The organism is Chloroflexota bacterium (assembly GCA_038040195.1).
Lineage (GTDB): Bacteria > Chloroflexota > Limnocylindria > QHBO01 > QHBO01 > DASTEQ01.
In genome coordinates, this window is record JBBPIR010000001.1 from 705,103 (window position 1) to 717,347 (window position 12,245).

The 12,245-nt window shown below is 70.1% G+C and carries 10 protein-coding genes; all 10 read right to left on the reverse strand.

Annotated elements, in window-relative coordinates:
- Positions 1-48 precede the first annotated feature (48 nt).
- Positions 49-2,697, reverse strand: a complete 2,649-nt coding sequence (clpB, locus tag AABM41_03555; protein ID MEK6191386.1) for an ATP-dependent chaperone ClpB — start codon at positions 2,695-2,697, stop codon at positions 49-51.
- On the reverse strand, positions 2,687-3,649 hold the full coding sequence (locus AABM41_03560; protein MEK6191387.1) for a J domain-containing protein: 963 nt from the start codon (positions 3,647-3,649) through the stop codon (positions 2,687-2,689). Before AABM41_03560 ends, clpB begins: the two co-directional genes overlap by 11 nt.
- Positions 3,650-3,671: 22 nt before the next feature.
- On the reverse strand, positions 3,672-6,209 hold the full coding sequence (gene lon, locus AABM41_03565; protein MEK6191388.1) for an endopeptidase La: 2,538 nt from the start codon (positions 6,207-6,209) through the stop codon (positions 3,672-3,674).
- A gap of 5 nt (positions 6,210-6,214) precedes the next feature.
- The gene (locus AABM41_03570; GenBank protein MEK6191389.1) at positions 6,215-6,586 is read right to left on the reverse strand and encodes a MerR family transcriptional regulator; all 372 of its coding nucleotides are present in this window, start codon (positions 6,584-6,586) and stop codon (positions 6,215-6,217) included.
- Positions 6,587-6,947: 361 nt separating this feature from the next.
- The gene (locus AABM41_03575; GenBank protein MEK6191390.1) at positions 6,948-8,363 is read right to left on the reverse strand and encodes a DUF4129 domain-containing protein; all 1,416 of its coding nucleotides are present in this window, start codon (positions 8,361-8,363) and stop codon (positions 6,948-6,950) included.
- A complete protein-coding gene (locus tag AABM41_03580; protein MEK6191391.1) occupies positions 8,341-9,573 on the reverse strand; it encodes a DUF58 domain-containing protein in 1,233 nt (410 codons plus the stop codon). Before AABM41_03580 ends, AABM41_03575 begins: the two co-directional genes overlap by 23 nt.
- Entirely contained in the window at positions 9,570-10,535 is a 966-nt protein-coding gene (locus tag AABM41_03585; protein MEK6191392.1) for a MoxR family ATPase, read from the reverse strand. Before AABM41_03585 ends, AABM41_03580 begins: the two co-directional genes overlap by 4 nt.
- 4 nt (positions 10,536-10,539) lie before the next feature.
- On the reverse strand, positions 10,540-11,199 hold the full coding sequence (locus tag AABM41_03590) for a TrkA family potassium uptake protein (GenBank protein ID MEK6191393.1): 660 nt from the start codon (positions 11,197-11,199) through the stop codon (positions 10,540-10,542).
- 1 nt (position 11,200) lies between these two features.
- Positions 11,201-11,701 carry a TrkA family potassium uptake protein gene (locus AABM41_03595; GenBank protein MEK6191394.1) on the reverse strand — a complete coding sequence of 167 codons (501 nt, stop codon included), beginning with the start codon at positions 11,699-11,701 and terminating at the stop codon, positions 11,201-11,203.
- Positions 11,698-12,204: a universal stress protein gene (locus AABM41_03600; GenBank protein ID MEK6191395.1), complete on the reverse strand. Its 507-nt coding sequence runs from the start codon at positions 12,202-12,204 to the stop codon at positions 11,698-11,700. Before AABM41_03600 ends, AABM41_03595 begins: the two co-directional genes overlap by 4 nt.
- Positions 12,205-12,245 lie beyond the last annotated feature (41 nt).

The following is a 12,245-nucleotide window of genomic DNA, read 5'->3' on the forward strand; positions in this document are numbered from 1 at the left end:
CGCTCGATCGATGGCTGGTGGGAATCAACGGCCGCCGATTAGTCTCGCCTAGACCGATACCTCCGCAGGGGTACCAGCCTCACCCTCGGGTGCCTGCCCATCGACCTTCTCGAAGACCAGCGAGCCATCCCGGACGTCGACCCGGACCGTGTCGCCGCGGGTGAACTCTCCGGAGAGGACGGCCTTGGCCAGCGGGTTCTCGATGGCGCGCTGGATGGCGCGCCGCAGGGGCCGCGCCCCGAACTGCGGGTCGTACCCCTCGCGCGCGACGTGGGCGCGCGCGGCATCGGTCAATTCGAGGCTGATGCCGGAATCGGCCAACCGGGCCTGGACCCCCGCCAGTAGGAGACCCACAATCTCGCCCAGCTGCGACTCGTCGAGCGGGCGGAAGACGATGATCTCGTCCACCCGGTTCAGGAATTCGGGCCGGAAGTGCTCGCGCAGCTGGAGGCGGACCGCCTCCGCGGCCCGGTCGAACGCCTCGGCCCCGGCGTCGGCGGCCTCCACCAGGGCAGTCGAGCCGACGTTGCTGGTCATGATCACGATCGTGTTCTTGAAGTCCACGGTCCGGCCCTGGGCATCGGTCAGTCGCCCGTCGTCCAGCAGCTGGAGGAGGACGTTGAAGACGTCCGAGTGGGCCTTCTCGATCTCGTCGAACAGGACTACCTGGTACGGCCGGCGGCGCACCGCCTCGGTGAGCTGGCCGCCCTCCTCGTAGCCCACGTATCCCGGCGGCGCGCCGACCAGCCGGGACACGGCGAACTTCTCCATGTATTCGCTCATGTCGATCCGCACCAGGGCGCTCTCGTCGTCGAACAGGAACTCGGCCAGCGCCCGCGCCAGCTCCGTCTTGCCGACTCCCGTGGGGCCCAGGAAGATGAACGAGCCGATGGGCCGCTTGGGGTCCTTCAGCCCGGCCCGCGCCCGGCGGATGGCGTCGCTTACCGCCATGACCGCTTCGTCCTGGCCGATGAGCCTGCGGTGGAGCCGCTCCTCCATGCGGAGGAGCTTCTCGGTCTCGCCCTCCATCAGGCGGCTGACCGGGATGCCCGTCCAGCGGGCCACGACCTCGGCGATGTCGTCGGCGTCCACTTCTTCCTTGACCAGGACCGATCCTGACGACTTCAGCTCGTGCAGCCGCTGCTCCTGCTCGGCCAGCTGTTTGGTGAGCTCCGCCTCGCGGCCGTACTTCAGCTCGGCGGCCTTGGCGTAGTCGGCGGCCCGCTCGGCGGCCTCGATCTCGGGGGCCAGCTTCTCGAGGGTCTCGCGCGTCTCGCGGATGCCGGCCACAACTTCCTTCTCGCGCTGCCATTGGGCCTTCATGGCATCGGTCTTCTCGCGCAGGTCGGCGAGCTCCTTTTCTAGGGCCGCGAGACGTGCCTTGGAGGCTGCGTCCTTTTCCTTACGCAGCGCCTCGCGCTCGATCTCGAGCTGCATCCGGCGCCGCTCCAGCTCGTCCAGCTCGGCCGGCATGGAGTCCATCTCCATCCGCAGGCGGCTGGCGGCCTCGTCCACCAGGTCGATGGCCTTGTCGGGCAGGAAGCGCTCGGTGATGTACCGATTGGAGAGGACCGCGGCGGCCACCAGGGCCGAGTCGGTGATCCGGACCCCGTGGTGGACCTCGTATCGCTCGCGGAGGCCACGCAGGATGGAGATGGTGTCCTCCACGCTCGGCTGGTCCACAACGATCGGCTGGAAGCGCCGCTCCAGGGCGGCGTCCTTCTCGATGTTCTTCCGGTACTCGTCCAGGGTGGTGGCGCCGATGGCGTGAAGCTCCCCGCGGGCCAGCATGGGCTTCAGGAGGTTGGCGGCGTCCATCGCGCCCTCGGCGGCTCCCGCCCCGACCACGGTGTGGAGCTCGTCGATGAACAGGATGATCTGGCCCTCCGCGGCGGTGATCTCCTTGAGGACGGCCTTCAGCCGCTCCTCGAACTCCCCGCGGTACTTGGCACCGGCCACCATGGCGCCCAGGTCCAGGGCCACCACCCGCTTGTTCTTCAGCCCCTCGGGTACGTCGCCGCGCACGATGCGCTGGGCCAGCCCCTCGGCAATGGCCGTCTTCCCGACCCCCGGCTCCCCGATCAGCACCGGGTTGTTCTTCGTCCGGCGGCTGAGGACCTGGATGACGCGGCGGATCTCTTCGTCGCGACCGATGACCGGGTCCAGCAGGCCGCGTCGCGCGGCATCGGTCAGGTCGCGGCCGTACTTGGCGAGGGCCTCGTAGGTGGCCTCGGGGTTCTCGGACGTCACGCGCTGGCTGCCTCGGATCTCGGTCAGCGCCGCCAGCACCGCCTTCTCGTCGATCCCGTTGGCGCTCAACAGGCGAGTGGCGGGGCTGGGCGGTTGGGTCGCCAAGATGGTGAGCAACAGATGCTCGGTGGAAACGTACTCGTCATGCATCCGTTCCGCCAGCGGGTGGCTGTCGGCCAGGATGCGGCGCGCGTCCTCGGACAGCGTGAGCTGGGTAGTGCCGGAGATGCGCGGGTGCTTGGCCAGCTCCTCGCGGATCTGGGCGGCCAGCGCCGACGGATCGTGGCCAATGCGCTCAAGGACCGCAGGCACGACCCCATCCGGCTGCTCGACCAGGGCGTACAGCAGGTGGAGCGCCTCCAGCTGGCCGTGGCCCTCTCCCTCGGCCAGCTGCTGGGCGGCCAGCACGGCCTCCTGGGCCTTCTGCGTGAACCGATCAATTCGCATGGCGAGGGTCTGGCTGGGGGTGGGCCTCTGCGAAGCGCTCGAACTCGGCGCGTGCCTCATCGCCCAGCTTGGGGAGGACCACCCGGGTGGTCACCAGCAGGTCACCCTTCTGGTCACGGTGGCCGCGCTTGGGTAGCCCGCGGCCCGGGATCTTGATGACCTGCCCGTTCTGGGTGTTGGGGCGGATCCGGAGCTTCACCTTCCCGTTGAGGGTGGGCACCGGCACCTCCGCCCCGAGCAGGGCCTCGGGCAGACTGAGCGGCAGCTCGGTGGCCAGGTTGGCGCCCTGGCGTGTGAATCGGGGATCGGGCTTGACCTTGACAGTCAGGGTCACTCCTTGGTCGCGAAGGCGAATCTTGGCGCCATCGGTCACGCCAGGCGGGATCTTCACCTGCAATCGGCGGCCATCAACCGCCACCGTCCGCTCGGTCCCCTTCGAGACCTCGGCCAGCGTGACCTCCACCGTGCCGTGAGCTTCGGCCCGGGGAACGGGCTGGCCGGTGGTCCGGAACGCCCCCAGGTCGCCGAATGGAGAGCCGCCTGCGCCAGCCGCGCTGGCCGCGCCGGCCCCCATCGATCCGTCACCGAAGAACATCCGGAAGAAGTCGCTGAAGCCGCCAAGGTCATCGGCGCCGGCGGTCCGCACCGTCCATCGCATCCCGCCCGGCACGCCGCCGAAGGCGGACCAGTCGCCGGCCTGGTTGGGGTCGAACCCGGCCTGCTGGTACGCCTGCCAGTTCGCGCCAAGTTCGTCGAAGCGCCTCCGCTTTTCCGGGTCCGAGAGGACCGCATGCGCTTCGTTGGCCTCCTTGAAGCGCCGTTCCGCGTCCGCGTCGCCCGGGTTGCGGTCGGGATGGAGCTCCCGGGCGAGGCGCCGATACGCCTTCTTGATCTCGGCCGCTGATGCGGTCTTGGGGACGCCGAGGACCTGGTAGTAGTCCCGGTATTCCACGGCGTCCCCTGCTAGGGCGTCCTCACGCGCTGCCGGTCGGCGGTGCCGCCGGCGGCTGCTTGGGCTTGACCGGCGGGACCGGGGTGGCCGCGATCGGCACCTTCTGCCCCTTTGGCACCTTCCGCGTCCGCCGCACGGGCTTTCGCACCAGCGGCGTGATCGCCCGCAGCGCGGTTCGCGCGGCCGGGCGCGCCTGGTCCAGCAGGGCCGCCGACAGGACCTGGTCCATGTGGTCGACCCCCACGATGGTCAGCTGCTTGCGGACCTCCTCCGGCACGTCCACCAGGTCCCTCATGTTGCGACCCGGGATGAGCACCGTCTCCACACCCGCCAGGTGGGCCGCCAGCAGCTTGGCCTTCAGGCCGCCGATGGGCAGCACCCGACCGCGGAGCGTGATCTCGCCGGTCATGGCGATGTCACGCCGCACAGGCCGGCCGGTCAATAGGCTGGCCATGGCGGTGGCCATGGTCACTCCCGCCGAGGGGCCGTCCTTGGGCGTCGCCCCGGCCGGGACGTGGACGTGGATCGTCTGCTTCTCGAAGATGGCCGGGTCGAGACCCAGCTCCCGACAGCGGGCGCGGAGGTAGGACAGGCCGGCTCGCGCCGACTCCTGCATGACGCTCCCCAGCTGGCCGGTCAGGATGAAGTCGTCCTTGCCGTCCATCTTGGTGGCCTCGACCTGCAAGATGTCCCCCCCGGCGTCGGAGACCACCAGCCCGGTCACGATCCCGATCTGGTCCTCCTCGTCCAGCTGGCCATAGTCGAAGCGCGCCGGACCGATGAAGTCCTCCAGGTCGTCGGCCTTGACCTTGACGCGCGTCCTCGCGTTGGAGGCCACCTTGCGGGCCACCTTCCGCGCGATGCCGGCGATCTCGCGCTCCATGTTGCGGACCCCGGCCTCCTTGGTGAAGGCCTGGATCATGCGCACCAGGGCCGGCTCCTCGAAGACGACCTGCTTGGGGGTCAGGCCATGGTTCTCAAGCTGCTTGGGGACCAGGAACTGCTGGGCGATCCGCAGCTTCTCGAGCTGGGTGTAGCCCGGAAGCGGGATGATCTCCATCCGGTCGCGCAGGGCGGGCGGGATGGTGTCGGCCATGTTGGCGGTGGCGATGAACAGGACCTTGGACAGGTCGAACGGCACCTCCAGGTAGTTGTCCTGGAAGCTGAAGTTCTGCTCGGGGTCGAGCACTTCCAGCAGCGCCGATGACGGGTCGCCGCGGAAGTCCATTCCCACCTTGTCGATCTCGTCCAGCATGAACACCGGGTTCGAGGTGCCGGCGGTCTTGATGGACTGGATGACCCGGCCCGGCAATGCGCCGATGTAGGTGCGCCGATGTCCGCGGATCTCGGCCTCGTCGTGGATGCCGCCCAGGCTCATCCGGACGAACTTCCGGCCCATGGCGCGGGCGATGCTCTTACCCAAGCTGGTCTTGCCCACTCCGGGCGGGCCCACGAACAGGATGATCGGGCTGCGGATCTTCTCGGCCAGCTTGCGGACGGCCATGTACTCGAGGATCCGCTCCTTGGGCTTCTCCAGGCCGTAATGGTCCTCGTTGAGGACGCGCTCCGCATCGTTCAGGTCGAGGTTGTCCTCGGTCGTCGTGGCCCACGGCAGTGACACGAGCGTGTCGACGTAGGTGCGCACCACGCCCTGCTCTGGCGAGGCGCTGGGGATGCGGGTCAGGCGGTCGACCTCCTTGAGGGCCTTTTCCTTGACCTCGTCGGGCATGCCCGAATCCTCGACCTTCTGGCGCAGCTCGTTCACCTCGCTGACCGCCGGGTCGTCCTCGCCCAGCTCCTTCTGGATGGCCTTCATCTGCTCGCGGAGGATGTACTCGCGCTGGTTGCGGTCCATCTCCGACTTGACCTCGCTCTGAATCCGGCCCTTCAGCTCGAGGATCTCGATCTGCTTGGCCAGGAACGTGCTGACCAGGCGCAGCCGATCGGCGACGTCAATCGTCTCGAGCAGCTCCTGGCGCAGCTCGATGCTCATCTCCGGCGAGTAGGCGGCCATGTCGGCCAGCAGCCCGCCATCGGTGATGTTGCGGGCGGCGACCGCCACCTCGGGCGGCACCGGCGCTCCGGCGGTGACGTATTGCTCGATTTGAGCCTGGATCGACGCCATGAGGGCCTCGATCTCGACCCCGGTCTCCTTCTGGTCCTCGATGAGCTGGATGCGCGCCTCGAGGTGCGGGTCGACCTGGACCAGGTCCAACAGCCGGATCCGGCGCTGGCCCTGGACGATGGCCCGGATGGTGCCGTTCTGGAGACGGATGAGTTGGGCGATCTTGGCCAGCGTGCCCACGCTGTGCAGCTCGTCGACCGTGCCGATCTCCTCGGTCTCGGACGAGCGCTGCGCGATCAGGGCCACCGGGGAGTTGGCGCGCACGGCGCGCTCCAGGGCCTTCACGCTGCGGTCGCGGCCCACTTCCAGCGGGACGATCATCTCGGGGAAGATGACGGTGCCGCGCAGGGCGACCAGGGGCAGGACCTGGATCTGGTCCGCCGGCTCGTCGGTCGGGGGAGTGGGCTGGATCTTTGTGTCTTTTTCGGATTCCACGTGGCTCACCTGCTGCTGGGTTCGGGGACGGGCACGGCGACGGGCTCGAGCTGAGGCTCGGGTTCCGCGTCGCCCTGGACAAAGCGTTCGACATCACCTTCATCGAACAGGTCGTAGACCCGGATCTTGCCGAGCGCTTCGAGCTGCAGGATGACCTTGACGCCCGCCAGGTTGACCCCCTGGCGTCGGGTCAGGAAGCGGATGATACGCACCCGCTCAATATCGGCCTCGGAGTAGAGGCGGAGGTTGTTGCGCCGATGCGGGCAGACGAGTCCCTCCTCGTCGTAGATCCGCAGCGTGCGCGGGTGCACCGCCGCCAGTTCGGCGGCGATGCTGATGAAGTAACGCGGCCGCTTCGGGTCGCGGATCCAACTCACCTGGTCGGAACTCCAATCATCGGTTCTTTCATCGATTGAGCTGTGTTTCAGGCGCTCCGTAGAGGCGCAGCGGTACCCTAATCATTGACAACGGCGTTGTCAAGACCTATAGCAATTCAGAATTCGGAGCCGCGGTTCGAGCTCGGCTAGCCGCGGAGGCGACCCGCCCAGGACCATTTGTTCACCAGGCGTACCGAACGGCCACATTTCCAGCCCATCTTGACGTCTGACCCCCAGCCTGCCGGTTTCGTTCATTGAACGTACAAGAACGGCCGATTTGACCACCCCAAGGGCCGCCGACGGGTCCTATTTGGCCGATGTGTACATGAGGTGAACATCGGGACCGATGGATGGGGGCGAGTCAGGTCGAGCGAGCCTCGCGCAACGCTCGTTCCAGGCGCTCCAGCCGGCCGGCGGCGCGGCGTCGTTCCGGGTTGCCAAGGGCCAGCCCGGCATAGCGGAGAAGCTGGTACCCGGCGGCCAAGCGGGCCAGGGCGGGAGCGACCGGGGCGGAAGGCGTGAGCCGGGCCAGGTGCTGCCGCGGGGTTTCGGCCGATCGGCGCGCCCAGCGGCCGTCCGCCGCCAGGGCGTCCAGGGCCGCCAGGTAGGCGCCCACCGGGTCGCTGCGGTCACCGCGGGCCGGGGCGGCAGGCCTGGGTTCTCGTCGGGGCCGCGGCGGGCGGTCGAAGACCACGCTCCGCTCCTCCACGACGTCGCCCAGCAGGGCCTCCATCCGGCGCCGCTCGCGCCAGTGCCACCAGATGTAGAGCGCGACCGCGGCCAGCTCGAGCAGGATGATGGTGGCGATCACCAGGAAGAACAGGATGCCCGGCAGCTGGCTCGTCGGCTGCTGCGTCGCGCCGATCTCGATGACCGGGAGCTGGATGGTTCCCTGGCCGAACCCTTCCGGCAGGATCCCGCGCGCCAGGTCGATGAAGAGCGCGGCCAGGATAATGACCGGAGACAGGAGCAGGACGACCAGGGCGCCGAGGACTCGGATGGGCGCCACCAGGGCGACCACCAGGGCCTCGAGCGGGACTCCCAGGAACAGCGCGGCCGGGATCCCGAGCACCGTCACCCCCAGCGCCACCAGCAGGACGAACCCAAACCACGAGCCGCCGCCCGGGCCATCACCCCGTACGGCGGCCAGGCGGGCCAGTCCCAGGGCCAACACTCCCGATCCCACGAACATGAGCGAGCCGATGAAGGCGAGCGCGGTGAACGCTTCCTGGATGCCGGGGCCTGCCCGTCCGGCCGTCAGGTCGCCGATCAGCCATGCGACTGCGACAACCGGCAGGCCCCAACGCATGAGCTGGTCCTGGACCTCTTCGTCCACGGCTCGGGACTGGTGGGCGTGCCCGCGCAGGACGGCCAGGGCGCCGATCCATCCGCCGTGATGAGCGGCCAGGGCCGCCTGGGCGTCGCCCTGGATCAGGGCGACCCGGACCTCGGGCGCCAGCAACCAGGCCATCGTGCCCGCGGCCACCGCCAGCACCGGCAACCCGAACGCCTCGCCAGCCGGTCCCCGCCACCGGACGCGGCGCGCCCAGCCCATGCCCGCCCCGGCCAGGATGGCGAACTCGAGGGGCCCGATGATCGGCACCTCCCCGAACAGGGCTTGGAGGGCCGCCGCCACCACGGCCAGCAGGCCGCCCTCGGCCACGCACTGGGCGACCGGCAGCAGCCGCGAGGGGCGTGGGGGGCTGGGCGGCGGGGCGGGCCGACCGTCCGGCTCGACGCCGATCGGGACCGGCTCAGGCGGATAGTTCGACCACATCCGCCGTCTCCCAGGATGGGGTGATGATCATGCCGCGTGCCGCGATGCCGGCGCGGCGGGCTGCGGCGAGCCCCTCGGGCTCGGCGCCGAGGAGGAGCACCTCGACCGCGTAGCCGGACGCCTGCAGGCGGCGCAAGGTGGGGTGTATGGCGTGCGGGGAGCGGGCGGTGAGGACCACCAGGCTGGCGCCCGCCGCCACGCGCCGGGTGAGCCAGGTCAGCAGGCCGGCCAGCGTCCCCGAGCTGATCGGTCCCAGGCGCGCGAGCAGGTCGGTGACCCGACCCAGCTGGGCCGGGCCCGACCGCGACGGCAGGTACGCCACGCGCTGGGCGGTACCCGAGAATCCGGCCGCCGCCAGGCCGACCGCGGCGCCGCCGTCGAGCAGGCTGCGGGCCACGGAGGCGGCTGCCACGCACAGTCCCTCGAAGGCGTCAACGTCCCAGTCCATGGCCCAGTCCGCTCCTTCGACCGTCCGGACGTCGAGCACCAGGATCACCTGTCGGCTGCGCGCCGGCTCCCAGCGGCGGCTCACCGGCCGCCCGAGGCGCGCGGTCGCTCGCCAGTGGATGCGCCGCAGCGGGTCGCCGGGCTGGAAGGGCCGCACCCCGCCGAAGAGCGCCGGGTCGTGGACCAGGCCGCTGCGGGCGCGCCGCTCTCCGATGGGCGCGCGGGCGGGCGCCACGTCCCGGACGGCCGCCGTCCGGGGGGCCACCACCAACCGGTCGGGGAGCGTCCGCTCCTCGGTCACCGCGTGGCGGCCCACCAGGTCGCGAATGTGGAGCCGAACCGGGCCGAACTCGAACACTCCCCGGTGCCGCGCCTCGAGGTGGTAGTGACGGACCACGCGCTCGTACCAGCCCAGGGCCCAGGTGTTGCGCAGGCTCCGGCGCTGAAGGGCCACGTCGTCCAGGTCGAGCATCCGTTCGCGGACCTCGATCCCGTCGGTCACGAGGTCGTCGGCGGCGATCCACGGCAGAGGCAGCGCCTTGCGGTTCCAGACCGACACGTCCAAGTCGACCGTGTCGCCGACCACCGCCCGCCCGGTTCCCAGGCGGCGGTCATAGGAGAGGTCGCGCAGCCCGTACCGGGTCCACAGCCGGGTCGTGGCCCCGTACGCGAAGGTGGCGAACGCCAGGAGGAGAAGGCCCGGCACACCGGCCACGGCGGCCACCACCGCCATCCCCAGCGCGAGGGCGGTCCAGCCGGTCATGGCGTGAGCGGGACCGGAACCTCGTCCAGCACGGCGTCGACCACGCTCGCCACGCTGGCCCCGCGCAGCTCACGGTCCAGGTCGAGCAGGATCCGATGGCCGAGCACGGCATGCGCCACGGCCCGGACGTCGTCGGGCAGGACGAAGGCGCGGCCGTCCAGGGAAGCCCAGGCCTGCGCGGCGCGGTACAGGGCCACGCTGCTGCGCGGTGACGCGCCAAGGCGGACGTCGGGATGCTCCCGGGTGGCCCGCACCAGGCTTACCAGGTACGCCTCCACCTCGTCGGCGACCCGGATGACGCGGACCGCGTCGCGGAGGCCCAGCAGCGCATCGGCGCTGGAGATGGTCGGGACCTGCGTCAGCGGCTCCGCCTGGGCCTGGTGACGCCGGGCGATGGCGTGCTCCGACTCGACGCTGGGGTAGCCGACCGCGATCCGGAGCAGGAAGCGATCCAGCTGGGCCTCCGGCAGGGCAAACGTCCCCTCCAGCTCGATCGGGTTCTGGGTGGCCAGCACGATGAACGGCTCGGGCAGCGGGCGGGTGACCCCGTCGACCGATGCCTGCCGCTCCTGCATCGCCTCCAGCAGCGCGGACTGGGTCCGCGGCGTGGCGCGGTTGATCTCATCCACCAGCACGACCTGGCTGAAGATCGGTCCGGGCACGAAGCGAAAGGCCTTGCCCTCCAGGATGCTGCTGCCGGTGACGTCGCCGGGCAGCAGGTCGGGCGTGCCCTGGACACGGGCGAAGGACAGACCGATGGCGCGCGCCACGGCGCGCGCGAGCAGCGTCTTGCCGACCCCCGGCACGTCCTCGATCAGGGCGTGGCCATCGGCCAGGAGCGTGACGGCCAACAGACGCAGGGCCTCGGGGGCTCCTACGACCGCGGTCGCAACCGCCGAGCGCAGGTCGTCGAAGAACGCGGCCGCCTGCCGGCCGACGTCGGTCGGCGCGTCGGCGGTCATCGGTCTAGTCGCCGATCAGGAGCTGCCGGAGCTCCGGTTCTCGTTCAGACGAGGTCACCGCCAGCATCCGGTCTCCGTCCATCAGCTTGGTTTCGGGGCGGACAGGGACCGCTTTCGAGCCGCGCAGGATGACGGCCACCGACGTGCCCTCGGGCAGGGTCAGCTCCCGCAGCTCGCGCCCCACCGCGGGCGATTCGGCGGTCAGCTGGGCCTCGACGATCTCGAGGTCGCCGCCCTCCAGCTCGGTCAGGTGGAGGAGGTCGTGGATCGGGATCTCGTGCTCGATGACGCCCAGGATGGTGCGGGTGGGACTGACCGTGTCGTCGATGGCCAGCCGGCGGAAGAGCTGCTCGTTCTTCGGGTTGTTCACCCGGGCGATGGCCCGCGGGACGTTGAAATGCATCTTCGCCACCTGGCACGCCACCAGGTTGTCCTCGTCGTCGCCGGTCACCGCCGCCACGACGTCCGCCCGCCCCATGCCGGCCAGCTCCTGGTAGCGACCCTCGCACCCGTCGTTGGGCACCACGATGCTGCCCAGCTCCTCCGCGATCTGGCGGGCGCGGCTGGCGTCCTTTTCGATCATGACCACCTCGTGGCCGGCGTGCAGCAACTCCTTGGTGAGGTAGTAGCCGACGTTTCCGCCCCCGATCACGACCACGTACATGTCAGCTCTCCTCCGTCGCCGCAGCGGCGCGGCTGCCGGGGGGTGGAGCGCCGCGCATCGGCTCGGCAGTTGGCTCCTCGACCATGCCGTTGGTGGCCGCCGCTCCGTCGACCGCAGCGGTGGCCAGCGCCGAGGACAGGATGTTGGTCCGGCAGATGGTCTCAAGCCCCAGGGTCCGATAGGCCTTGGCCCGCAACGGGTCGTTGATCTTGGCGATGACGCGCGGTACGCCGAACACGTGCTTGGCCAGCTGGGCCGCCATCACGTTCCGGTTGTCACCTTCGGTCAGGGCCATGACGATGTCCGCCATCTCGGCTTCGGCACCCCGCAGGACGTCCTCGTCCGACCCGTTGCCGCGGATCGTGATGCCGCTGTAGTCCGTGGGCAGCCGCTCGAAGGCGCGCGGGTTGACGTCCAGCACGGTCACGTGATGACCCTGCTGGTCGAGCTGCACGGCTGTCTGAGCACCCACTCGTCCACAGCCGATGATGATGACTCTCATGGGGACAGTGCCAGCTCCTCGGTTCGGGCCCGGAGGCACCAGACCGGCGCCTTCGAGTTGCGCATGACGTAGGGGACCGTCCGTCCGGCGTCCCAACTGCCGCCGAACCGGCGCTTATAGCGTAGCCCCATCACGATCAGGTCGGCGCTGGAAGCCACCGCCTCGTCCACGATGGCCGGCCCCGCCGCGCGGGCCTGGATCATGCCAACCCGGTTCGGGATGCGGCGGGCCTCGAGGAACTCGGCTCCGCGGTCCAGGATCTCGTCGGCGAAGGCGATCGCCTTGTCGTCCTGGGTGTCCAGCGTCCGCTCGAAGCCGACTTCGATGACGTGGACCAGCACGATCTCCGCCGCATCCGCGCCGCTCTTCGCCGGCTGGCCGGCCAGGAGCAGCGCGCCGAGGCTGAGTGCATCGTCGTCCGCGTCCCCGCCGGCCAGCGGAATCAGGAGCCGGCGATACGGGAGCAGCAGGAGATCCGATTCCGAAGGGCGTCGGCGGAACATCGGAGCGATATCCTAGCCGCCCGCCGCGTGCGGGACGGGCG